Raw genomic sequence first — 22,724 nt, 5'->3', positions numbered from 1 at the left:
TGACCAGAAGAGCGTGTAGTTCTCACCGGTGACGACCTCACCGGCGCGCGCGGCGGGAACGGGCGGGATGCGGATCGATCAGCGCGCCCAGTGCAACCAGGTTGTACCCGCCGACCGGAGGGGGTGGCAGGTAGGTCACCGGACCGATGTCTGGGCCGAAACGCGTCATCGTTCCGAATCCTCCATGGCGGCCGCTCACACCGAGTAGGTTCCTGCTCGGTACCGAAAGGAACGCCGATGACTCGAGCCGGCAGCAAGCGCGACCGTGGTCTGTTCCGGGTCAAGTCGGTGGAGCAGTCCATCCGCGACACCGACGACCCGGATTCGAAGCTGCGCAAGGACCTCACCGCGTGGGACCTGGTCGTGTTCGGTGTCGCGGTCGTCGTCGGCGCCGGCATCTTCACGCTCACCGCTCGCACGGCCGGCAACGTCGCGGGACCCTCCGTTTCGCTGGCGTTCGTCCTCGCCGCCATCGCCTGCGCGCTCGCCGCGCTGTGTTACGCGGAGTTCGCCTCCACCGTGCCCGTCGCCGGTAGTGCGTACACGTATTCGTTCGCGACTTTCGGTGAGTTCATCGCCTGGATCATCGGCTGGGATCTCATCCTGGAGTTCGCGCTCGCGGCGGCCGTGGTCGGTAAGGGCTGGTCACTGTATCTCGGTGAGGTGATGGGCGGGCTGTCCTCGAGCGTCATGGTCGGACCGGTGAAGGTGGATTGGGGAGCGGTCCTGATCGTCGTGGTCATCGGCGTCGTCATCGCGTCCGGGACCAAGTTGTCCTCCCGGGTGTCGCTGGTGATCACCTCGATCAAGGTCGGGGTGGTCATCTTCGTCGTCGCACTCGGTGCGTTCTTCATCAAGGTGGAGAACTACTCGCCCTACATCCCGCCGGCCGAGGCCGCGGAGACCACCAATGGACTGCACCAGTCGCTGTTCTCTTTCGTCACGGGAGCGGGCGGCAGCACGTTCGGCTGGTACGGCCTGCTCGCCGCGGCCAGTCTCGTCTTCTTCGCGTTTATCGGCTTCGATGTCGTCGCGACGACTGCCGAGGAGACGCGGAACCCGCAGAAAGCCGTGCCGATCGGGATCCTCGGTTCTCTCGCGATCGTCACAGTCCTCTATGTCGCGGTCAGTCTCGTCCTGACGGGAATGGTGAACTACGCGGAACTCGCGGGCGACGAATCGACGCTCGCCACCGCGTTCGCGATCAACGGCATGGACTGGGCGAAGAATCTGATTTCCATCGGTGCTCTCGCCGGTCTCACGACGGTCGTGATGGTGCTGATGCTCGGCCAGACGCGTGTGCTGTTCGCGATGGCCCGCGACGGCCTCATGCCTCGCCGGCTCGCCCACACGGGCAAACGGGGAACACCGGTGCGGACGACGGTCGTCGTGACGGTGGTGGTGGCGGTGCTGGCGGGGCTGGTTCCGCTGGGCACTCTCGAAGAGATGGTCAACATCGGCACACTCTTCGCCTTCGTGCTGGTGTCGATCGGCGTGCTCGTGCTGCGCCGAACCCGTGCGGATCTCGAGCGTGGATTCAAGGTGCCGCTGGTGCCTTTCGTGCCGATCCTCGCGGTGATCGCCTGTGTGTGGCTCATGGTGAACCTGTCTGTGGAGACCTGGCTGCGGTTCGTCGTGTGGATGGCCATCGGCGTGGTCATCTACTTCGTGTACAGCCGGAATCACTCGGTACTCGCGAAACACGCCGACGACGGTTCGCCGTAGGTCGTCTGCGCGTTCGACCACCCACAGGGTTGAAGCGTCAATTATTGTCGTGGGCATGCGCAAGCTCGGATGGTCCCTCGCCGCCATTGTCGTGATCGCGATCCTCGGGTTCTTCGTGGCGCCGTGGGTCTACGGCAACTTCATCGCCAAGGACGACGCGCCGGCCGCGTCGGTGTCGGTGTCCGGTGCCGAAGCCGCCTCCGGTGATCTCAACGGTTCCTGGACGGTGACGGCGGGGACCGAGCCGAATCGCACTGCTGCGGGATACACGGTCGAGGAGATCCTGCGCGGAGCCGACGTCACGGTGGTCGGCAGTACCGACCAGGTGACCGGCAGTGCGACGATCGAGAACGACACCCTCACCGCGGCGGAGGTGACCGTCCAGGTCGGCTCGATCACCACCGACATCTCGCAGCGCGACGGGCAGTTCCGCGATCGGGTGATGAACACCGCGACGTATCCGACCGCAACGTTCGTCCTCACCGAACCGGTGGATCTCGCTTCGTTGCCCACGGACGGAACGGCGACGACCGTGCCCGCGTCGGGCACGCTGACGTTGCGGGGCCAGGAACGTCCGGCCACGGTGGACGTGGAGGTGCTTCGCACCGGTGACGTCATCGTGGCGTCCGGAAGCATCCCGACGGTCTGGTCGGACTACGGGGTGGAACCGCCGAGCCTCGGGTTCGTGACCGTCGACGGCGCCGGAAGCATCGACTTTCTGATCACGCTCGAGCGGAACTGATGGTTTCAGTACCCTGCCGATCGTGTGCGGGAGCCCACCCGGGCGGTCCGAACGCGTAACCCAGTTTGTCCCGCAGGGTCGTTGCCGAACGCCAGTCGCGGGCAATCGCCTTGTACTCGTGGGTCTGCAACTCCCAGATGTTGTAGGTGCCCACGGGTTTGGTCAGGCCGTACGTCGGCCGGTGTGTCTCCGGCCGGAACGTGCCGAACATCCGGTCCCAGATGATGAACATGCCGGCGTAGTTGCGGTCGAGGTACTCGGGGTCGCAGCCGTGATGGACCCGGTGATGCGAGGGGGTGTTGAAGACGAACTCGACCGGCCGGGGCAGTGTGCCGACTCGCTCGGTGTGCACGAAGAACTGGTAGACCAGGTTCACCGAAAATCCGACGAACACCATCCACGGCGGGATTCCCAGCAGCGGTAGCGGCAGCCACATGATGATTTCGCCGCTGTTGTTCCACTTCTGGCGCAGAGCCGTCGCGAAGTTGAAGTACTCGCTCGAGTGATGGGCTTGATGGGTGGCCCACACGAGGCGAACCCGGTGCGCGGTGCGGTGGTACCAGTAGAACAGCAGGTCGACGCCGACCAGCAGGATCACCCAGGTGTACCAGGCGTCGGCGGGCAGATGCCACGGCGCGATGTAGACCCAGATGGCGGAGTAGCCGACCAGCGCGAGCACCTTCCAGAGGGCGCTGGTGGCGATCGATACCAGTCCCATCGAGAGGCTTGCGCGTGCGTCGCGCGCCTCGTAGCCGCCTTTCGGTGGGTGTGTTCGACCGTCGGGCCCGGGTTCGACGTGTTCGAGCGTGCGAGCCGCGACCCATTCCAGGACCAGGAACACCACGAAAGCCGGGATCGCGAGCGCGACCGGATCGTGCAGGGGCTCGAGCAACGACCCCCAGGAGTCGAAGAGGGTCTCCCGCATGGCACCACTTTCGGTAGGTGTGGACAACGGTCCAATCTACTCGTGATGTGGTGTGTGTCACCAGTAGCCTGGGAATCGCTGAGGACCGATTCCGCAACTTGCTGGTAGGAATTGAGGGTTCCGTCGGCAGCGTAGTGAGAGGCGTGGAATGCACATCACCGCGAGGGTCGACTATGCCGTACGCACCCTTCTCGAACTCGCCGCCAAGGGTGACGGCCGCCCGGCGAAGGCCGAAACACTCGCGACCGCGCAGTCGATACCGCACAAGTTCCTCGAGGCGGTGCTCGCCGATCTGCGGAGGGGTGGTCTCGTGTGTAGCCGGCGTGGCCCCGAAGGGGGTTATTGGCTCGCGCGTCCTCCGGGGGCGATCTCGATAGCCGACGTCATCCGGACCGTCGAGGGACCCCTCGCGTCGGTGCGTGGCGAGCGGCCCGAGGACGTGGTCTACACCGGTGCGGCCGAGAAGTTGCGCGACGTCTGGATCGCGGTGCGCGTGAATCTGCGCGCGGTTCTGGAAGAGGTCTCGCTCGAGGACGTCGTCGCCGACGACCTGCCCGCGTTCATCGAGGAACTCACCCGCGATCAGGACGCCTGGGAGCGCCGCCGGGTGTGACCTGCGCTACTGCGGGAGTCCCGGTGTGGGTAATCGCATAATCTTGCACTCTTCTGCAAAGTTACCGAGCTCTGCAATTTCTGTACGGTCGATGGAGTGAGTCTTCCCTCCGGTCTGCGCGACCGTAAGAAAGCGGCGACGCGGGCGGCGCTTGCCGAAGCGGCCGCCGAACTTGCCCGCGAGCACGGTGTGCACGCGGTGACCGCCGATGCGATCGCCGCGCGCGCAGGCGTTTCGACACGCACGTTCCACAACTACTTCGCCAGCAAGGAAGAAGCGGTCTTCGTCCATCTCGAGCGTGTGATCGAGGACTGGATCGAGATGCTGCGGCAGCGCCCGGCCGACGAACACATCCTCGATTCCCTCCGGGAATGCGCCGTCGGACTCGTCACCGACCCGAAGTGGTCGTTCGACGAGATCGGTGCGTGTCTTTCGGTCGTGGAGGAATCCTCGGCACTGCTCGCCCGGGGTATCGAGGTCGAGCGACGGTCGACGCGGATGCTCGTCGATGTCATCGCCGAACGCACGGGCACCGATCCGGGTGCGGAACTGTATCCAAACCTGATTCACCACCTGGCTCTCGGCGCGATCAAGGCAGCGATCGAGATGCATCTCGCGGGAGCCGACCCGTCACCCGAAGATCTCATCCGCGACGCCTTCGGCCGGTTGCGTCTCGGTTTCCCGTAGCGCAAGTAGGCGTTCCGACGGTCGACTCGACCCCTCCCCTCTGCAAGAAATGTCCGAACGAAAGGGTGCCTCGTGGCGACCTACCTATATCGGATCGGCAAGTTCGCCTACCGGCGAAAAGGCACGGTTCTCTCCTTCTGGCTGGCGATCCTCGTCCTGTTCGGTGTCGGTGCCGCAACGCTGTCCGGCCCGACCACCGATTCCTTCTCTCTGCCGGGTACCCCCGCTCAGAAGACACAGGACCTGATGGCCGAGCGCTTCCCGTCGGCCGAAGATCCGATGAATCAGCTCAGCGCCCGGTATGTGTTCGCCGCCCCCGACGGCCAAACCCTCGACGAGCCCGCCAACATGCAGGCAATCGACGACGTGCTCGCCGCGGTGCGCGACATCGACCGCGTGGCGCCGCCTGCCAAGGTGGATCCGGCGACGGCGACGCCCGAGGAGCAGGCCGGTGTGCTGGCCAACCCGGTGCTCGCCGACGCGGGCCTCGTCGAACAGATGAAGGCGGCCGGTACGGAACAGGGACTGCCCGAGGACGCCGCTCTTGCGAACGCCGCTGCACTGTCACCGTTGAGTTCCGACCGCACGGTCGGCTTCGTCACCGTGCCGTTCACGGGCGAGATGAGCGACGTCGACGACACCATGCGTGATCAGATCGCGGCTGCGGCGGATATCGGCCGTGACGCCGGCCTGACCGTGGAGGTCAGCGGAACCGCTGCCAGCGCGGTCGAACTTCCCGGTGGTACCGCGGAACTCGTAGGCATCGGCATCGCGGCGATCGTGCTCGCCCTGACCTTCGGCTCACTCGTCGCCGCGGGTCTGCCCCTGATCACTGCCCTGGTCGGCATCGGTATCGGCAGCCTGGGCATCACCATCGCGACCGGCTTCACCGATCTCAGCTCGATGACACCCACTCTCGCGATCATGATCGGTCTCGCGGTGGCGATCGACTACTCGTTGTTCATCGTTTCGCGATTCCGGCACGAACTCATCGCCACCTCCGATCGCGCCGAGGCGGCAGGCCGTGCCGTGGGCACCGCAGGCTCGGCGGTCGTGTTCGCAGGTCTGACGGTCATCATCGCGCTCGCAGCCCTGCAGGTCGTGGGTATCCCGTTCCTCTCGGCCATGGGATACGCGGCGGCCTTCACCGTCTTCATGGCCGTGCTCATCGCCATCACCCTGCTCCCCGCCGTCCTCTCGCTCTTCGGTGAGAAGGCCTTCGCAGGACGCATCCCCGGCCTGAAGGCCGGCGCGGGTAAGGACGACGAGCCCGGGACCGCTCTGAAGTTCGTCGGCGCTCTCGTGCGTCGCCCGCTCATCCCCTTGGTCGCTGGTGTGGTGCTGCTCGGTGTGCTCGCCCTTCCCGCGACCGGCCTGCGACTCGCATTGCCGAGCGAAGCGACCGGGGACCCCGCAACCAGCTCACGGCAGGCCTACGACCTGATCGACGAGGGCTTCGGCCCGGGGCGCAACGGCCCGCTCGTCGTCGTCGCGGATGCCCGTGAGGCCGACGTGGACGCCCCCGCGGCGTTCGGTGCGGTCGTCGCGTCGCTCTCCGAGCACGACGAGGTCGTCAACGCGCAGATCGTGACGGTCAACGAAGCCGGTGACACCGCGCAGATCCTCGTCACGCCGCGCAGCGGTCCGAGCGACGAAGCGACCATGGATCTCGTCTCGTCCATCCGCGACGACGAGTCCCGGTTGCAGGACGAGTTCGGGGTCTCGTACGGGATCACCGGGCAGACGGCGCTGGAAGGCGACGTTTCCGAGAGCCTCCAGAACGCACTGGTTCCGTACCTCGCCGTTGTGGTCGGACTCGCGTTCATCCTGCTCATGCTGGTGTTCCGCTCGATCCTCGTGCCGCTCACCGCAACGCTCGGCTTCCTGCTGAGTGTGCTCGCGACGTTCGGTGCCACCGTGGCGGTGTTCCAGGACGGCTGGGGTGGGCTGATCGCCAACCCGCAGCCCATCGTGAGCTTCATGCCGATCTTCCTGATCGGCGTCGTGTTCGGCCTGGCGATGGACTACCAGGTGTTCCTGGTGACCCGCATGCGCGAGGAGTTCGTGCACGGTGCGTCCGCCAAGGAAGCGGTGGTGGCCGGGTTCGGTCACGGGGCCCGCGTGGTCAGCGCGGCCGCGGTCATCATGATCTCCGTGTTCGCGGCGTTCATCGCCGAACCGAACTCGCTGATCAAGTCGATGGGCTTCGCGCTCGCTGTCGCCGTGTTCTTCGACGCCTTCATCGTGCGGATGGTCATCATCCCGGCGGTGATGGCGCTGCTCGGCGACAAGGCGTGGTGGCTGCCGAAGTGGCTCGACAAGATCCTCCCGAACGTCGACGTGGAAGGCGAGAAGCTCACTCGTCGACTCGCCGACGGGGAGGCGAAGACGGAAGCAGAAACGGTCCGGGTGTGACGATCCGGTCGGCGGTCATCGGTGCGGTGCCCGGTGACCGCCCGGCCGGTCGTTCGGGGGCCGGCCGCGCACCGGACGCCACAGGCTGGGGGCGGACGGCCACGCAGGTAGCGTGTTGCGCATGCTGATACGGCTGTTGCGGCGGTTTCTCGCGCCCTACAAGGGCGCGCTTGCCGCGGTGGTGTTGCTCCAGCTCGTCGCGACGGGCGGGATGCTGCTCCTGCCGAGTCTCAACGCCGACATCATCGACGAGGGTGTGGCGGCCGGAGACGTCGATTTCATTCTGCGCACCGGGCTCCTGATGCTGGCGATCAGCGCGGTCGAGATCGGTGCGTCGGTCGGCGCCGTGTACTTCGCCGCCCGTGCCGCCATGTCGTTCGGCCGGGACGTCCGCTTGGCTGTCGTGCAGCGCGTCGGGGAGTTCTCGGCACGCGAGTTCGGCACCTTCGGCGCGGCATCGCTCATCACCCGTAACACCAACGACGTGCAGCAGGTCCAGATGCTCGTCCTCATGACCTGCACGATTGTGGTGACCTCCCCGATCATGGCGATCGGCGGCATCTTCATGGCGCTGCGCGAAGACCCCGGGACATCGCTGGTCCTCGTGGTCGCGGTACCGGTCCTCGTCTTCACGATGGTGTCGCTGATCCTCCTCATGCTGCCCGGATTCCGGGTCATGCAGAAACGCATCGATGGGGTCAACCGAGTCCTCCGCGAGCAGATCACCGGCATCCGGGTGGTACGGGCATTCGTCCGCGACGAGACCGAACGCGCGCGCTTCGAACGTGCCAACGACGACCTCACCGCGACCGCACTGCGGGTCGGACGGGTCAACTCCCTGCTGTACCCGGCGGTCCTGCTGATCGCGAACGCGAGCACCGTCGCCGTGCTGTGGGTGGGTGGCCATCGCGTCGACGCCGGCGAAATGCAGGTCGGTTCCATCACAGCGATGATCACGTACGTCGCACAGATCCTCATGGCGGTGCTCATGGCGTCGTTCATCGCCATCATGACGCCGCGGGCAACCGTGTGTGCCGAGCGACTGCTCGAGGTGCTCGACACAGAACCGACCGTCGCGTCCCCACCCGACCCGGTCCGGCAGCTTCCCGCGCGGGTCTCGGTGGAGTTCCGGGGTGCGGGCTTCTCCTATCCCGGTGCCGACGCGCCGGTCCTCCGCGGCATCTCGTTCCGCGCCGACCCCGGCACGACGACAGCCATCATCGGGGGCACCGGGTCGGGCAAGAGCACTCTGATGCGGTTGCTGCCCCGCCTGATCGACGCGACCGAGGGGCAGGTGCTCGTCGGCGGCACCGACATCCGCGCGCTCGACACGGAGGTGCTGCGCTCCCGGATCGCGGTGGTGCCGCAGAAGGCGTACCTGTTCTCGGGTTCGATCGCGGACAACCTGCGGTACGGACGGCCCGACGCCACCGACGCGGAGTTGTGGCACGCACTCGAGGTCGCGCAAGCGGCGGAATTCGTGCACGCCACCCCCGACGGCCTGAACACCGAGATCTCACAGGGTGGCACGACCGTGTCCGGCGGACAACGACAACGCCTCGCCATCGCTCGCGCGCTGGTCCGCCGCCCGTCCATCTACCTGTTCGACGACGCGTTCTCGGCGCTCGACCCCGCGACCGACGGCCGGCTGCGCGCGGCGCTCGAACCCGAAACCCGCAATGCGTGCGTCCTGATCGTCGCGCAGCGCGTCTCGACGGTGCAGGACGCCGACCGCATCGTCGTGCTCGACAACGGCACCATCGTCGACGTGGGTACGCACCTCGGCCTGCTGGGACGTTGTGACACCTACTTCGAGATCGTCGAGTCCCAGAGGATGGCGTCGGTATGACCACCCCGGAGGAGAGTGCGCCGTCGCGCTTCCGCACCGTCGCCCGCGTCCTGGGGATGCTGCACCCGCACCGGTATGCCGTCTATTCGGTGCTCCTCGCCGCATTCCTCGGTGTCGTGAGTGTGTCCGTCGCTCCGTTCGTACTCGGGCGCGGCACCGACGTGATCTTCAACGGCGTCATCGGCATGCAGTTGCCGGCCGGTCTGTCGAAGGACGAGGCGGTCGAGGGCCTGCGGGCCGAGGGGCGGGACCAGTTCGCCGACATGGTGTCGGGCATGGATGTGATTCCCGGTGTCGGCATCGACTTCGGGAACCTCGGCCGGATCCTCGTCATCGTCCTCGCGCTGTATCTACTGTCGTCGGGCCTGATCTGGATGGCGGCCTACGGCCTCAACGAGATCGTGCAGCGCGTCGTGCGCGACATGCGGTCGCGGGTGGAACGCAAGATCCACAGGCTGCCCCTCAAATACTTCGACACGCATTCGCGCGGCGACATGCTCAGCCGCGTCACCAACGACATCGACAATGTGTCGGCGGGCATGCAGGAGTCCATTTCGCAACTGGTGCTCGCAGTGCTGACGCTGCTCGGTCTCGTCGTGATGATGCTGTTCATCTCGCCGATGCTCGCGATCGTCGCCATCCTGACCGTTCCGGCATCGGTGCTGGCGACGGTGCTGGTCGCCCGACGCTCCCGGCGGCACTTCGCGTCGCAGTGGGAGGCGACCGGCGTCCTCAACGGTCAGATCGAGGAAGCGTTCACGGGCCACGAGCTCATCACCGCCTACGGCCGCACCTCCGAGGTTCAGGCACGGTTCACCGAGACCAACGAATCGCTGTATCAGGCGTCGTACCGGGCGCAGTTCGTCTCGGGTCTCGTCATGCCCCTCGTGACGTTTCTCGGCAACGTGGGTTATGTGGTGATCGCCGTCCTCGGTGGCCTGCGCGTCGCGTCGGGCACCGCAACTCTCGGTGAGATCCAGGCCCTCATCCAGTACTCCCGGCAACTCGTCCAGCCGCTCGCCCAGATCGGTGCGATGGTCAATCTTCTGCAGTCGGCGTCGGCGTCGGCCGAGCGCGTGTTCGCCGTCCTCGACGAGCCGGAGGAGGAACCGGAATCTCCGGCGCCCACCATGCCGTGGAGTCGTCACGGTCTTGTCGAGTTCGAACACGTCTCCTTCTCGTACGTGCCGGACCGCCCCTTGATCGAGGATCTGTCGCTGCAGGTCGAACCCGGTCAGATGGTCGCGATCGTGGGGCCGACGGGAGCGGGCAAGACGACGCTCATCAACCTCATTCTGCGGTTCTACGAGGTCGACTCCGGCCGCATCCTGGTCGACGGGGTGGACATCACGCAGATGTCGCGGGAGGAACTGCGTTCGCGTATCGGGATCGTTCTCCAGGACACGTGGCTGTTCGGCGGGACCATTCGCGAGAACATCGCGTACGGCAACCCGCACGCCACCGAGAACCAGATCATGTCGGCTGCGCGGATGAGCTACGTCGATCGATTCGTGCGCGCGCTGCCCGACGGATACGACACGGTGCTGGACGAGGAGAACGGCAGCCTCAGTGCCGGAGAACGTCAGCTCGTCACGATCGCGCGTGCGTTCGTCGCGAAACCGACGATCCTCATCCTCGACGAGGCGACCAGTTCGGTCGACACCCGCACCGAACTGCTCGTCCAGCAGGCCACCGCCCGCCTACGCGACGCTCGCACGAGTTTCGTGATCGCACACCGGCTCTCCACGATCCGCGATGCCGATCGCATCGTGGTGATGGAGGACGGGCATATCGTCGAGCAGGGCACCCACCACGGTCTGCTCGAGGCGGGCGGGGCATACGCGCGCCTGTACGACGCCCAGTTCAAGGTCCTCGTCGAGTGAGGTCGGCGCTACCCGGTCACTGCAGCACTTCGCGGGCGGTGCGCCGGACCACCTCGGTGAGAGAGTCGAGCACCGGCGATTCGAGTTTCCAGCGTTGCCAGTACAGCGGCACGTCGAAGGGGCGACCCGGGGCGAGGTGGACCATCCCCGTCGTGTCGGTGAGCATGGGTTCGGGCAACATGCCCCAGCCGAGCCCCAGGCGCACCGCATCGACGAACTCGAGTGCTCCCGGGATGTAGTGGCGGGGCGGATCGAGTCGCGCGCGTGTCACCCGGCGCAGAGCGCGATCCTGCATGTCGTCCTTGCGGTCGAAGCTGAGCATGGGCGCTGCGCGCAGGGCGGCGGCGGTGATCCCCTCGGGGAACCAGTGGTCGGCGAAATCGATGCTCGCCATCGCGTAATAGCGCATGGCTCCGAGCTTTTCCGAGGTGCAGCCCTGCACCGGTTCGGGCACCGAGGTGACGGCGGCCATCGCGGTGCCGTCGCGCAGCAACTCGGTGGAGTGGAACTCGTCTTCCCGGTGCAACTCGAACAGTGCCTGGTGGCGCTCCGGCATGCGCGCGAGTGCGCGCAGCATCCACGTCGACATCGAGTCGGCGTTGACGACCAGCGACATCGGGACGTGATTGCCGTCACCGGGTGACAGACCGAGTGCATCCTCGGTGTCAGCCTCGAGCCGCGAGACCTGGCGTGCGAGTCGCATCACCGCCTCGCCCGCTGCGGTGGCCGTCACGGGGCGGGTGCGACGCAGCAATACTTGTCCCACATGCTGTTCGAGCGCTTTGATCCGCTGGCTCACCGCGGACGGTGTGATGCGCAGGACCGCGGCGGCACCGTCGAACGTGCCTTCGTCGAGTACAGCGGCGAATGTGCGCAGTTGTGCGAAGTCGGCCTCCATATCAAGCAACTCTAATGGTGATGAAGAAAAATCAACTGTTCTTCATCGCTGCCCTTTCCTACCTTGGACGGCATGCATCTCGTCGTCGCCGGATTCGGCATGGGCATGTCCCTCATCGTCGCGATCGGCGCGCAGAACGCCTTCGTGTTGCGGATGGCCATCGCGCGCCGGCACGTGCTGCCCGTCATCGCGGTGTGCGCGATCTCCGATGCGATTCTCATCACCGCGGGGATCGCCGGGATCTCCACTCTGCTGGACCACGCCCCCGGTGCGGTGACCGTGATCCGCTGGGCCGGAGCGGCATTCCTGATCGGCTACGGCCTCATGGCTGCACGGCGTGCCCTGCACCCGTCGGCGCTTGCCGCCGCTCCGGGCGGCGCCGTCACCATCGGCGCAGCGCTCGCCACCTGCCTCGCGCTGACCTGGCTCAACCCGCACACCTACCTCGATACGGTCCTCATGCTCGGTTCGGTCGCGAACCACTACGGCGACCCGGGCCGGTGGCTGTTCGGAGTCGGCGCGATCGCCGCGAGTGCCGTGTGGTTCGCCGCACTCGGTTACGGCGCGCGCCATCTCCAGAGTTGGTTCGCGAAGCCGAACGCGTGGCGCATCCTCGACGGCGGTGTCGCGGTCCTCATGCTCGGCCTCGGCGCCGGCCTCGTGGCATCGGGCACGTAGCGGGCGGCGCCGGCCCGCACGTGTCCGGACTCAGGGCTCGGGAATCTCGAGTCCGAAGCTCTCACGTGTGACGGCTTCGGGTTCGGGTCCGCCCCGCACCCCGGTATCGAGGGCGTCGATCGCGGCGAGTTCCTCGGCGGTGAGGTCGAAGTCGAAGACATCGAAGTTCTGGGCAATCCGCGACGGCGTCACCGATTTCGGGATGACCTGGCGTCCCTCCTGGATGTGCCATCGGAGCATCACCTGAGCCGGTGTCTTGCCGTGCGCCCGGCCGATCTCGCCGATCACGGGATCGTCGAGAGTCGATCCGTGGGAACCGTTCCGGTAGAACGTGATTCCTCCGATCGGCGACCATGCCTGTGAAACGATGCCGTCTTCGGCGTCGGCCTCGAGCACGGCGGGCTGGCGAAAGTAGGGATGCACTTCGATCTGGTTGACGGCGGGGATGATCGACGTCGCATCCATCAGCCGGGCGAGATGGTCCGGCATGAAGTTGCTGACTCCGATGGCACGCACCTTGCCGTCCGCGAGCAGTGTCTCGAGCGCCTTGTAGGCGTCGATCGTGAGGTCGAACTCGCCCGGCAACGCCTGGTGCAGGATGAGCAGGTCGATCTGCTCGACGCCCAGTTTGGTGGCGCTCTTGTCGAACGCATGCAGGGTGGAGTCGTATCCGTAATCGGTGATCCAGATCTTCGTCTCGAGGAAAATGTCCGACCGCTCCACACGCGATTGCGCGACAGCCTGGCCTACTTCACGCTCGTTGAGATATGCGGCTGCGGTGTCGATGTGCCGGTAGCCGGTGTCCAACGCCGTGGTCACCGCGGCGAGTGTCTGTTCGGGTGGGGTCTGGAAGACACCGAACCCCAGCGCGGGGATGGTGACTCCGTTGTTCATGGTGATCAGCGGTGTGCCCATTTCCCTACGCTAGGCCCCTTCGCGACGTGCGGGGTCCGTCTGCGACAACAACCGCCGGTGGTGGGAAGCGCGTCGGTGCACTTCGACCGCGGGATCCGAGACCGGCAGTCAGAGGTCGGCAGTTGGGCCCGTCGGTTCGAGGTGCGTGAAGACCGCCGTTCCGGGCAGTGCTCCGCGAAGGTCGGCTTCGAGCCGGTCCAGCAGATCGTGGCCCGCCCGGACGGTCCAGTCGCCGGGCACCCGCACGGTCAGATACACGAAGCGCTGCCGGCCGGCCTCTCTGGTGCGCGGCGGAAGAATCACGACGGAGTTGCCCTCCCGGTACCGGTCGAGAATCGCGTCGACCGCCGCGACGTCCTCGTCCGGGAGCACCACGTCGAGCATCCCCATGACGGACTGCTTCACCAGTTCGTAGCCGATACGCAGGATGTTGACCGCTACCAGGATCGCCACGATCGGATCGAGCACATCCCAGCCGGTCAGGACCACGAGCGCGACGCCGGCCAGGACTCCCACCGAGGTCCACACATCCGTGAGCAGGTGGTTGCCGTCGGCGACCAGCGTGATCGAGCGGTGGCGCCTCCCGGCTCTCAGCAGCGCGAGTCCCACCGCGAGGTTGATCACGGACGCGCCCGTGGACAACGCCAGGCCGATACCGGGCTGCTCCACCGCCTGCGGATGCAGCAGCCGGTCCACCGACGACCACAGGATCGCGGTGGCCGCCACGAAGATCATCGTGCCCTCGACGGCGGCCGACAGGTACTCCGCCTTGCCGTGCCCGAACTGGTGGTTGTAGTCGGCGGGTTTCGCAGCGACCCGCAGCGCGATCAGTCCCACCACCGCGGCGACGAGATTGACTCCCGACTCGAGGGCGTCCGACAGCAGGCCCACTGAGCCGGTGAGCACAGCAGCCAGCGCCTTCATGGCCATCGTGGCCAGTGCGGCAGCCACCGACAGCAGCATGAAGCGCATCAACCGCCGGTTCTCGTCCGGGTGGGTCATGAGGTCAGTGCTCGACCAGCGAGAACCTTCGGCCGCTGATCTCCGAGGTGACCAGCTCGACGTAGTTGAACTTCGAATCCGGCACCCAGGTCGTCAGGCCCAGCGCATCGACGGCCTGCACGTCGCTGAAGTGCTGAAGGATGTGTGCGCGTCCGTGCAGCACCACGCTCCACGCATCGTTCGCCTCGATGTGGTCGACTTGGAAGGCGACCTGCGGATACACGGTCAGTTCGGCGAGTTTGCTGCCTTCCCCGCTGCGGAAGTACACCTTCCGGTCACGAATCGCGTAGTTGACCGGATAGATCTCGGGGCGGCCGTTCACCACGACCACGAGACGGCCCACCTTCTCGGATGCGAGCAGTTCCCAGCTCTGCTCGTCGCTGAGCACGGTGGTGGGCTCGTCGGCATTCGGGATCTCGCTCACGGGACACTCCTCGAACTCGCTGCGTCTTTGTCCTAGCTCACCACGAACACAGCCAGGGTGCACTCGAACCCCATGACTGTCTCCTCACAGTACGGTGAGGACTGATCGATCTACGACACCGAGGAGCCGTTATGCAGGTGGCAACTGCGCAGACCTGGCACACCGCCTCGGCACCCGAGGTGGCCGAGGCGCTGGGTGTCGATACGCGTCGCGGGCTGTCCACAGCGGAAGTGGCAGAGCGGTCGGCGGAGCACGGACCCAACCTGATCGCCGAGGTGGCCGGCACACCGGCGTGGCGCAAGGTGCTCTCCCTGCTCGCCGACAAGATGACGCTGGTCCTGGTCGTCGCCGCGGTCGTGAGCGCCGTGGTGTCCCGCGAGTGGGAGACCCCGGTCGTCATCTTCGCGGTGATCGCACTCAACACCGTGCTGAACTTCGTGCAGGAACGGCGCGCGGAGAACAGTCTGCAGGCGCTGAAGGACATGTCCGTGTCCACCACGCGGGTGCGCCGTGACGGCCGCGAACAATCGCTACCCCGGGAGCAACTCGTACCCGGCGACATCGTTCTCCTCGAATCCGGCGACTCGGTACCCGCGGACGGACGGCTCGTGCAGGCCGTTCGATTGCAGGTGGCCGAGGCGGCACTCACGGGCGAATCACACCCCGTGGACAAGTCGATCGACCCGGTGGAGGCTCCCGACGCGCCTCTCGGCGACCGCACGGACATGCTGTTCATGAACACCGAGGTCACCCGGGGCCGCGCGGAAATGGTGGTCACCGCAACCGGTATGGGCACGGAGATGGGTGCGATCGCCACCCTTCTGGGCGGTGCCGGCGTCGAGCAGACTCCACTGCAGCGGCGTATCGGCCAGCTCGCGCAGACCCTCACCATCGTCGCCATCGTCACCGTCGCGCTCGTGTTCGTCCTGGGGCTCCTCCGGGGACAGACGTGGTCGGATCTGCTCGTCACCGCGGTCTCCCTCGCTGTCGCGACCATCCCCGAAGGACTCACTGCGGTGGTCGCGTTCACCCTCGCGATGGGAGCGTCGCGTCTCGCCGCGCGGGGCGCGATCGTCAAGCAACTCGCCGCGGTGGAAACGCTCGGCAGCACAACACATATCGCCACCGACAAGACCGGCACCCTCACCCTCAACGAGATGACCGTGCAGCGGTTGCTGGTGCGGGGCCGCACGTTCCGCGTCACCGGATCCGGATACGGAACCGACGGCAAGATCCTTGTCGGTGACGGACTTCCGACCCCCGACTTCACCGACGCGCTTCTTGCCATGGGGCTGTGCAACGACGCCACGGTGCGTGACGGTGTGCTGGTCGGCGATCCCACCGAGGGCGCACTGGTCGTGCTCGCAGAGAAGGGCGGCATAGACGTCGACGGTGCGCGCGCCGCACACCCCCGCCTCGCCGAGGTTCCGTTCGATTCCGCCTACAAGTTCATGGCGACGTTCCATGCCCTGCCGGAAGGGCGGTTCCGCTGCTTCGCCAAAGGTGCGCCCGGTGCGCTGCTCGAACGTGCAGTCACCGTGGACAGCTCGGACGGCCCGGTTCCCCTCGACGACGAGGGGCGCCGGCAGATCCGTGAGGCCGTGAACGGGCTCGCGTCCGACGGCCTGCGGACGCTGATGATCGCCGGCCGCGACCTCGACGCGGTGCCGCGCGGGGATTCGGACGCGTTGCACGACCTGGTTTCCGATCTCACCGTCTACGCGGTGGTGGGCATCGTCGATCCGCCGCGAACGGAAGCGAAGGCAGCCATCGAGGTCGCGCACGAGGCGGGCATCGCAGTGCACATGATCACCGGCGACCATCTCGTCACGGCCTCCGCGATCGCCGGCCAGCTGGGCATCGGAGGCACCGCCGCGTCGGGCTCGGACCTCGACGCCCTCGACGACGACGAACTGCGCACCCGGGCAGAAGGATTCGGCGTACTCGCGCGCGTGGCACCCGAGCACAAGATCCGGTACGTCAAGGCCCTGCAAGCGGACGGGCAGATCGTCGCGATGACGGGCGACGGCGTCAACGATGCACCCGCGCTCGAGCAGGCCGACATCGGCGTCGCGATGGGGATCACCGGCACCGACGTCTCCAAAGGTGCCGCGAACATGATCCTCACCGACGACAACTTCGCGACGATCGTCGCCGCCGTGGCCGAGGGCCGTGGCATCTACGACAACATCGTCAAGTTCGTGAAGTTCCAGTTGACGACCGCGTGGGGATTCGTGTTGATCTTCCTGGCGGCCGGAGCTCTCGGCCTCGCGGGCGGTGCTCCGTTCACGGCACTGCAGATCCTGTGGGTCAACATCATCATGGACGGTCCGCCCGCGCTCGCCCTCGGAGTGGATCCGACGGAACCGGACGCGATGAAGCGCCGCCCGCGGCCGGTGAAGGAAGCGCTGCTCACCCGGTCGCGGATCCAGCGCATCCTCGGACTGGGCATCGTCATGGCCGTCGGCACTCTCCTGGTGTTGCGCTTCGGGCCGGACCTGTTCCCCGACAGCGCCGACGACCCGCTGTTCGCCACCACCCTCGCCTTCACCACGTTCGTGTTCTTCCAGGTCTTCAACCTGTTCAACGTGCGCTCGAATATCGGTTCGGTGTTCTCGCTGCAGACGCTGACCAACCACACCATCTGGATCGCGATCGGTGTCGTGATCGTGCTGCAGATCTGCGTGGTGCAGGCAAGCCCGTTGCAGAGTCTGTTCGATACCACCTCCCTGACCGGCACCCAATGGCTGCTGGCAATCGCAGTCGGCTCGGTGGTGCTGTGGGTGGACGAAATCGGGAAGGCGATCGCCCGTGCCCGTCGCCGAGACTGAACACCGGTCCGGAAGGCCGAGCACCGGGCGGTCGTCGGCGAGGTAGCGGTGACCTGCCACAATCGTCGGGTGAGTGTCCTTCGCAGTACCGATTCCGCGCTACCGGTTCCGCCCGACCCGTTTTTCACGGTCGGAGCCCGACTCGACAACGGATTGGGCCGCACCGGCACCATCCACACGCCGCACGGTGACATCCGTACGCCCGCCTTCATCGGCGTCGGAACCAAGGCCACCGTCAAGGCCGTGCTGCCCGAGGCGATGAAGGAGTTGGGTGCGCAGGCGCTGCTGGCGAACGCCTACCACCTCTACCTTCAGCCCGGATCGGACATCGTCGACGAGGCCGGTGGGCTCGGGAAGTTCATGAACTGGGACGGCCCGACGTTCACCGACAGCGGCGGCTTCCAGGTCATGTCGCTCGGTGTGGGCTTCAAGAAGGTCATCGCGATGGAAGCGGTCGGCGTGCAGAACGACGACGTCATGGCGCACGGGAAGGAACGACTCGCCCGCGTCGATGACGACGGCGTCACGTTCAAGTCGCACCTCGACGGGTCGATGCACCGGTTCACCCCCGAGGTGTCGATGCAGATCCAGCACCAGCTCGGCGCCGACATCATGTTCGCGTTCGACGAGCTGACGACGCTGATGAACACGCGGGGTTACCAGGAACGCTCCATCGAGCGGACGCAGGCTTGGGCGGTGCGGTGCATCGCCGAGCACGAGAAACTCACCGCCGAGCGCGCACACCGCCCCTACCAGGCACTCTTCGGCGTGGTGCAGGGCGCGCAGTACGAGGATCTCCGCAGGGAGGCGTGCCGGGGCCTCGAATCGATCGTGGGGGAGTCGGGCCGCGGGTTCGACGGGTACGGAATCGGTGGCGCACTCGAGAAGCACAATCTCGGCACGATCGTCCGCTGGTGCTGCGAGGAACTGCCCGACAGCAAGCCGCGGCACATGCTCGGCATCAGCGAACCCGACGACGTGTTCGTGGCGATCGAGCACGGAGCCGACACGTTCGACTGCGTCAACCCGTCGCGGGTGGCGCGCAACGCGGCGATCTATCACCCCGACGGACGATTCAACATCAACACGAGCCGGTTCCGTCGCGACTTCACGCCCATCGACGAGAACTGTGATTGCTACACCTGCACCCACTACACCCGGGCGTACATCCATCACCTGTTCAAGGCGAAGGAAATGCTCGCGTCCACGCTGTGCACGATCCACAACGAGCGGTTCACCGTGCGCCTCGTCGACGATATTCGTCTGAGCATCGAAGGCGGCTACTTCGACGAACACAAGGCCGAAACCCTGGGCCGCTTCTACGCCAAGAAGCGTCAGGCGGCGGCCGAAACCGGAGCGTAGGTCGGTTCACGCTTCTTCACGTACGCGATCACGCGGTACGTGACCGGGAGCAGCACCACCTCGAGCAGCGTCTTCCACAGGAAGCCGACGACCACGAAGTTCGCGAAGTCGTCCCACGTGGAGATACCGATCGCGCCGGCGGCGATGGAGCAGAAGACGAGGGTGTCGGCGAACTCGCCGACGACGGTGGAGCCGATCAGACGCGCCCACAGATGTTTCTCCTGCGTGCGTTCCTTGATGCGAACCAGGACGTACGAGTTCAGCAACTGGCCCACCAGATAGCCGGCCAGACCCGCGAGGAGCATCCGCGGCACCACACCGAGCACCGCTTCGAACGACTCCTGGTTGGGGTAGAACTCGGCGGCGGGCAACGACTGCGCGACCCAGAAGGCCAGAGCCGACAGGGCCACCGCACCGAATCCGTAGAAGACGGCGCGGCGGGTCGCGGCGAATCCGTACACCTCGCTGAGCACGTCCCCGAGGATGTACGCGAGCGGGAAGAGGAAGAACCCGCCGTCGGTGATGATCGGGAGGATCTGCAGCGGTCCGAGGGAGACGTCTGTGTCGCTGAAGAAGGCGATTCCCTTCGTGGCACAGATGTTGGAGATCATCAGCACCGCGGTGAACAGTACGACGATCCCCGGGTAGGAACTGCGCCCGACGCGGGCGAAGGCCGCGTGGTGCGAGGTGGAAGATGGGGAGTTCGTTTCGTGCTGTGTCACCCGGCCATCCAAGCATCACGCGACGATGATCGCGAAGTCGCGCGACGACAGCGGGCCCCGTCCGGGAGGACGCGGCCCGCTGCGGAAGTGCGGGGTCAGGACTTGACGACCCGGGTGCCTCCGGCGAACTTGTCGTGGAACCCCTGCTTGCCGTTGTCCTGCTCGATGGTCACGGCGACGCCGATCCATGCAGCGAGGGAAGCGAGGCTGACCAGCCAGCCGAGGAAGGGGATGCCGCTGAAGATCTGCAGCGCCACAAAGGCGTTGCGCTTGGCGGCCTGCTCGCGGGTGGGGAGTCCGCCGTCCGGTCCGACGACCGACAGACCCAGCAATTTCTTGCCGATGGTCGCGCCCTTGGTCGATTCGAAGTGCGTCCAATATGCGAACGCCGCGACGCCCGAGAGCACCGACATCACGAAGGCCATGAACCCGCTGTCGCTACCGAAGACGACCACGCTGGTGAGAATCGCCATAGGGATGCCGACGATCAGCGCGTCGAGGATGCGGGCACCGAGTCGGGGCAGCAGTTCGCCCGGCTGGGTGGGGCCGAAACCGGCTCCGGGCGCGGGCGGGAATCCGGGCATGGCTCCGTACTGCGTCGCGCCGTACTGCTCGTTCTGGGGTGCGCCGTACTGGGGAGCACCGTACTGGGGTGCACCGAATTGGGGTCCACCCTGCGGGGGTGCGCCGTACTGGGGTGCTCCGTACTGAGTGGCCCCCGCGCCGTGCTGGAGTGATCCGTACTGGGGTGATCCGTACTGGGGTGCTCCGTTCTGAGGTGCACCGTACTGCCCGCCCTGGGACGGGTCGTTGGGGTTGTACCCGGACTGCATCGGGTTCGGGACCTGCTGGGTGTAATCGGCGGGCTGGCCGCCGTACGGCTGATCACCGTGCGACGGAGCGCCCTGGTAGCCGGGCTTGTTCGGGTCCTGCGAAGGGGGTGGGTATCCACCGGTTGTCATCTGACTCCTTGTCGATCGGCATGGCAACGCGCCACGGTACAACGTAACCGCGGCGCATCGACAGCGATTTGTAGCGATGTGTAACGGACAGCTGGAAGACGGGATTCAGGCGACGACCGGACCCCCTGTGGTGATCCGGTAGGCATAGGTCGAGGCGATGATCGTGACCGGAATACTCACGAGCAGACCGAGGCCGCAGAGCAGCGCGCCGAGGATGTTGAGACCGACGAGTGCGAGCGCGAGGAGGAACAGGGTGCCCGCGTTCGACCTGATCGCGTGATAACTCGACTTGATAGCCGTGATCGCATCCTGGTTCCGGTCGATGACGAAGGGCATCGCCCACCACGCCAGGAACGCGAACACCAGACCGGGCACGATGCACAACACGAGACCCACCGATGTGCCGAGGCCGACGAGCAGGCCGGTCAGAATGACCGCACCGGCGGGAGCTATCTGAACGAATGTCCCGAACGCGGGCTTTCGGCCGTCGACCTCACTGAGCGCTCCGCGCACGAATGCGGCCTCGATGAGATACCCGACGATCGCGCTGACCACTGATCCGATCAGACCGGCGGCGGAGAACGCGCTGGTGAAGCCGTCGTTCTCCTGAACCGTGAAGTCGAAGCCGTTGAAGATTCCGTTGATCAGGGCCTGGATGAGGAAGGCGATGACGACCATCACGATCCAGACGCCAGGATTCGCGCTGAACTTGCGCCACCCGAACGAGATCGCGTCGCCGACACTCAACTGCGTCGGTCCGAAACCACCACCGGAACCCCCGGGCCCGTATCCGCCGGGTGGGGGTGGGTAGTTACCGCCAGGCGGGGGTGGATAGCCCCCCGGTGGCGGGTAACTCCCACCGGGAGGTGGGTAGTTGCCGGGTGGGGGCGGGTAGTTGCCCGGCGGGGGATAGTTGCCGCCGGCAGGAGGCGGAGGATATCCGCCCGGAGGCGGGTAGTCCCCACCCTGCGACGGATAGGGATCGCCGCCCGGATTCTGCGGGTCCTTGTTCGGGTCGTAACCACCGGTACTCATCGGTGCCCTCTCCGCAGGAATCGGTGAACGTCTGCTCCACCGCAGAGTACGTGCCCGGCAGCCGAAAAGCACCACTTCGGTTGTCGTCCCACTCGTCCTCACGCATCCCGATCGGGATGGAAGACCCACGGTTCGCGCGGCATTCGCGCAGGGTCCCAGCGGTCGAGCAGCAACGGCAGCGTCACGGGTTCACCGGGATCGGCGAGGCGCAACGACACCGCGATGGTTCCCAGGACGTCGGCGGCGGAATGCCCTTGCGCCTCCTGGTCGGCGAGCGTCACCGCCCCGTCCCGTTTGGCGAGCCGTTTTCCCTCCTGGTTCAGTGCGAGCGGCACGTGAGCGTAGTGCGGAACCTCGAGTCCGAGCACGGTCGCCAGGTATGCCTGCCGCGGAGCGGAGGTGAGCAGATCGTCGCCGCGCACCACCTGGTCGATCCCCTGGGCCGCGTCGTCCACCACGACAGCAAGGTTGTAGGCGGGTGTTCCGTCGTTGCGGCGGAGCACGAAGTCGTCGACGACACCGGTGAAGTCGCCGTGCAGGACGTCGTGGACGGTGAACCACTGCGTAGTCGAGCGCAACCGGATCGCGGGGGCACGATCCGCCGATCGTTTCGCATCCCGTTGCTCGGGGGTGAGGTCGCGGCAGGTGCCGGGATACGCTCCCGCGGGAGCATGCGGAGCGGACGTGGCCTGCTGGATCTCTCGTCGGGTGCAGAAACACTCGTATGTGAGTCCGGCGCGGGTGAGACGGTCGATTGCATTCTCGTACAGACGGATTCGACGCGATTGGTGCACGACCTGCTCGTCCCAGTCGAGCCCGAGGGCCGCGAGATCCGCGAGTTGTCGTTGTTCGGCACCGGGCCGCACCCGGTCGAGATCCTCGACTCGCAACAGGAACCGCCGGCCCGTGGAGCGCGCGAACAACCACGCCAGTACGGCGGTGCGCAGATTGCCGAGGTGCAGGTCGCCCGACGGGCTGGGGGCGAACCGGCCGGCGCCTGTCGTGGCGTCCGGTCGATCTCCGGAATGTGGCATCGGTGTACTTCTCCGAGCCGGG

Annotated in this window: 20 protein-coding genes; 10 read left to right on the top strand and 10 right to left on the bottom strand. The window is 66.3% G+C overall.

What is annotated here, in order from left to right:
* Window positions 1-37: 37 nt before the first annotated feature.
* The gene (locus tag RDCOP1_RS21900; protein ID WP_255311426.1) at window positions 38-169 is read right to left on the bottom strand and encodes a hypothetical protein; all 132 of its coding nucleotides are present in this window, start codon (window positions 167-169) and stop codon (window positions 38-40) included.
* Between the two features lie 68 nt (window positions 170-237).
* Between RDCOP1_RS21900 and RDCOP1_RS20755 the strand changes: the two genes are divergently transcribed.
* The gene (locus tag RDCOP1_RS20755; protein WP_111731609.1) at window positions 238-1,725 is read left to right on the top strand and encodes an amino acid permease; all 1,488 of its coding nucleotides are present in this window, start codon (window positions 238-240) and stop codon (window positions 1,723-1,725) included.
* A gap of 55 nt (window positions 1,726-1,780) precedes the next feature.
* Complete coding sequence (locus RDCOP1_RS20750; RefSeq protein WP_072705224.1) at window positions 1,781-2,467, top strand: YceI family protein; 687 nt, start codon at window positions 1,781-1,783, stop codon at window positions 2,465-2,467.
* On the opposite strand, the gene RDCOP1_RS20745 is transcribed toward RDCOP1_RS20750, so the two are convergent.
* On the bottom strand, window positions 2,448-3,392 hold the full coding sequence (locus RDCOP1_RS20745) for a sterol desaturase family protein (protein ID WP_072705102.1): 945 nt from the start codon (window positions 3,390-3,392) through the stop codon (window positions 2,448-2,450). The two genes, RDCOP1_RS20750 and RDCOP1_RS20745, sit on opposite strands and share 20 nt — an antisense overlap.
* Window positions 3,393-3,540: 148 nt before the next feature.
* Between RDCOP1_RS20745 and RDCOP1_RS20740 the strand changes: the two genes are divergently transcribed.
* The 5 genes from RDCOP1_RS20740 to RDCOP1_RS20720 all read left to right on the top strand — a co-directional run bounded on the left by RDCOP1_RS20740 (window position 3,541) and on the right by RDCOP1_RS20720 (window position 10,839).
* Complete coding sequence (locus RDCOP1_RS20740; protein ID WP_072705098.1) at window positions 3,541-4,005, top strand: RrF2 family transcriptional regulator; 465 nt, start codon at window positions 3,541-3,543, stop codon at window positions 4,003-4,005.
* A 96-nt stretch (window positions 4,006-4,101) separates the two neighbouring features.
* Entirely contained in the window at window positions 4,102-4,692 is a 591-nt protein-coding gene (locus RDCOP1_RS20735; RefSeq protein WP_072705095.1) for a TetR/AcrR family transcriptional regulator, read from the top strand.
* Window positions 4,693-4,764: 72 nt separating this feature from the next.
* The gene (locus RDCOP1_RS20730) at window positions 4,765-7,107 is read left to right on the top strand and encodes an MMPL family transporter (RefSeq protein WP_072705092.1); all 2,343 of its coding nucleotides are present in this window, start codon (window positions 4,765-4,767) and stop codon (window positions 7,105-7,107) included.
* Window positions 7,108-7,228: 121 nt separating this feature from the next.
* Complete coding sequence (locus RDCOP1_RS20725) at window positions 7,229-8,956, top strand: ABC transporter ATP-binding protein (protein ID WP_072705222.1); 1,728 nt, start codon at window positions 7,229-7,231, stop codon at window positions 8,954-8,956.
* Window positions 8,953-10,839, top strand: coding sequence for an ABC transporter ATP-binding protein (locus RDCOP1_RS20720; protein WP_072705088.1), 1,887 nt, complete (start codon window positions 8,953-8,955; stop codon window positions 10,837-10,839). The genes RDCOP1_RS20725 and RDCOP1_RS20720 overlap by 4 nt, the downstream gene beginning before the upstream one ends.
* Window positions 10,840-10,855: 16 nt before the next feature.
* Here RDCOP1_RS20720 and RDCOP1_RS20715 read toward each other — a convergent pair whose 3' ends face one another.
* A complete protein-coding gene (locus tag RDCOP1_RS20715; protein ID WP_072705085.1) occupies window positions 10,856-11,737 on the bottom strand; it encodes a LysR family transcriptional regulator ArgP in 882 nt (293 codons plus the stop codon).
* A gap of 72 nt (window positions 11,738-11,809) precedes the next feature.
* On the opposite strand from RDCOP1_RS20715, the gene RDCOP1_RS20710 reads away from it, so the two are divergent.
* Window positions 11,810-12,415 (top strand): LysE/ArgO family amino acid transporter, encoded by a 606-nt coding sequence (locus RDCOP1_RS20710; protein WP_072705082.1) that lies wholly within the window; start codon window positions 11,810-11,812, stop codon window positions 12,413-12,415.
* Between the two features lie 30 nt (window positions 12,416-12,445).
* Here RDCOP1_RS20710 and RDCOP1_RS20705 read toward each other — a convergent pair whose 3' ends face one another.
* The 3 genes from RDCOP1_RS20705 to RDCOP1_RS20695 form a co-directional block, all read right to left on the bottom strand.
* Window positions 12,446-13,330: an aldo/keto reductase gene (locus RDCOP1_RS20705; protein WP_072705079.1), complete on the bottom strand. Its 885-nt coding sequence runs from the start codon at window positions 13,328-13,330 to the stop codon at window positions 12,446-12,448.
* Window positions 13,331-13,438: 108 nt separating this feature from the next.
* Window positions 13,439-14,332 (bottom strand): cation diffusion facilitator family transporter, encoded by an 894-nt coding sequence (locus RDCOP1_RS20700; protein WP_072705076.1) that lies wholly within the window; start codon window positions 14,330-14,332, stop codon window positions 13,439-13,441.
* Between the two features lie 4 nt (window positions 14,333-14,336).
* Window positions 14,337-14,756, bottom strand: coding sequence for a pyridoxamine 5'-phosphate oxidase family protein (locus RDCOP1_RS20695; protein ID WP_072705073.1), 420 nt, complete (start codon window positions 14,754-14,756; stop codon window positions 14,337-14,339).
* A gap of 131 nt (window positions 14,757-14,887) precedes the next feature.
* On the opposite strand from RDCOP1_RS20695, the gene RDCOP1_RS20690 reads away from it, so the two are divergent.
* Together RDCOP1_RS20690 and tgt are read left to right on the top strand one after the other, a co-directional pair.
* A complete protein-coding gene (locus RDCOP1_RS20690; protein WP_072705070.1) occupies window positions 14,888-17,587 on the top strand; it encodes a calcium-translocating P-type ATPase, PMCA-type in 2,700 nt (899 codons plus the stop codon).
* Between the two features lie 69 nt (window positions 17,588-17,656).
* A complete protein-coding gene (gene tgt, locus RDCOP1_RS20685) occupies window positions 17,657-18,949 on the top strand; it encodes a tRNA guanosine(34) transglycosylase Tgt (protein ID WP_072705067.1) in 1,293 nt (430 codons plus the stop codon).
* Here tgt and RDCOP1_RS20680 read toward each other — a convergent pair.
* The 4 genes from RDCOP1_RS20680 to gluQRS form a co-directional block, all read right to left on the bottom strand.
* Window positions 18,922-19,671 carry a queuosine precursor transporter gene (locus tag RDCOP1_RS20680; RefSeq protein WP_072705064.1) on the bottom strand — a complete coding sequence of 250 codons (750 nt, stop codon included), beginning with the start codon at window positions 19,669-19,671 and terminating at the stop codon, window positions 18,922-18,924. The two genes, tgt and RDCOP1_RS20680, sit on opposite strands and share 28 nt — an antisense overlap.
* A gap of 95 nt (window positions 19,672-19,766) precedes the next feature.
* Window positions 19,767-20,633, bottom strand: a complete 867-nt coding sequence (locus RDCOP1_RS20675; RefSeq protein ID WP_072705060.1) for an RDD family protein — start codon at window positions 20,631-20,633, stop codon at window positions 19,767-19,769.
* Between the two features lie 105 nt (window positions 20,634-20,738).
* Window positions 20,739-21,668, bottom strand: a complete 930-nt coding sequence (locus RDCOP1_RS20670) for a DUF2189 domain-containing protein (RefSeq protein ID WP_072705058.1) — start codon at window positions 21,666-21,668, stop codon at window positions 20,739-20,741.
* Between the two features lie 98 nt (window positions 21,669-21,766).
* The gene (gluQRS, locus tag RDCOP1_RS20665) at window positions 21,767-22,702 is read right to left on the bottom strand and encodes a tRNA glutamyl-Q(34) synthetase GluQRS (RefSeq protein WP_072705055.1); all 936 of its coding nucleotides are present in this window, start codon (window positions 22,700-22,702) and stop codon (window positions 21,767-21,769) included.
* Window positions 22,703-22,724: the final 22 nt, after the last annotated feature.

This window comes from Rhodococcus coprophilus NBRC 100603 (assembly GCF_001895045.1).
In the GTDB taxonomy this organism is placed as follows: Bacteria; Actinomycetota; Actinomycetes; order Mycobacteriales; family Mycobacteriaceae; genus Rhodococcus; species Rhodococcus coprophilus.
The sequence above is the reverse complement of the archived record's forward strand: the minus strand, read 5'-3'. Positions and strand labels throughout refer to the sequence as shown.

Bases quoted from the DNA above. Each gene is read 5' to 3' on its own strand.
- RDCOP1_RS20750 (WP_072705224.1), top strand. From the start codon at position 1,781: ATGCGCAAGCTCGGATGGTCCCTCGCCGCCATTGTCGTGATCGCGATC.
- RDCOP1_RS20690 (WP_072705070.1), top strand. From the start codon at position 14,888: ATGCAGGTGGCAACTGCGCAGACCTGGCACACCGCCTCGGCACCCGAG.
- RDCOP1_RS20720 (WP_072705088.1), top strand. From the start codon at position 8,953: ATGACCACCCCGGAGGAGAGTGCGCCGTCGCGCTTCCGCACCGTCGCC.
- RDCOP1_RS20715 (WP_072705085.1), bottom strand. From the start codon at position 11,737: ATGGAGGCCGACTTCGCACAACTGCGCACATTCGCCGCTGTACTCGAC.
- RDCOP1_RS20675 (WP_072705060.1), bottom strand. From the start codon at position 20,633: ATGACAACCGGTGGATACCCACCCCCTTCGCAGGACCCGAACAAGCCC.
- gluQRS (WP_072705055.1), bottom strand. From the start codon at position 22,702: ATGCCACATTCCGGAGATCGACCGGACGCCACGACAGGCGCCGGCCGG.
- RDCOP1_RS20740 (WP_072705098.1), top strand. From the start codon at position 3,541: ATGCACATCACCGCGAGGGTCGACTATGCCGTACGCACCCTTCTCGAA.
- RDCOP1_RS20705 (WP_072705079.1), bottom strand. From the start codon at position 13,330: ATGGGCACACCGCTGATCACCATGAACAACGGAGTCACCATCCCCGCG.
- RDCOP1_RS20725 (WP_072705222.1), top strand. From the start codon at position 7,229: ATGCTGATACGGCTGTTGCGGCGGTTTCTCGCGCCCTACAAGGGCGCG.
- RDCOP1_RS20700 (WP_072705076.1), bottom strand. From the start codon at position 14,332: ATGACCCACCCGGACGAGAACCGGCGGTTGATGCGCTTCATGCTGCTG.
- RDCOP1_RS21900 (WP_255311426.1), bottom strand. From the start codon at position 169: ATGACGCGTTTCGGCCCAGACATCGGTCCGGTGACCTACCTGCCACCC.
- RDCOP1_RS20755 (WP_111731609.1), top strand. From the start codon at position 238: ATGACTCGAGCCGGCAGCAAGCGCGACCGTGGTCTGTTCCGGGTCAAG.
- RDCOP1_RS20710 (WP_072705082.1), top strand. From the start codon at position 11,810: ATGCATCTCGTCGTCGCCGGATTCGGCATGGGCATGTCCCTCATCGTC.
- RDCOP1_RS20745 (WP_072705102.1), bottom strand. From the start codon at position 3,392: ATGCGGGAGACCCTCTTCGACTCCTGGGGGTCGTTGCTCGAGCCCCTG.
- RDCOP1_RS20670 (WP_072705058.1), bottom strand. From the start codon at position 21,668: ATGAGTACCGGTGGTTACGACCCGAACAAGGACCCGCAGAATCCGGGC.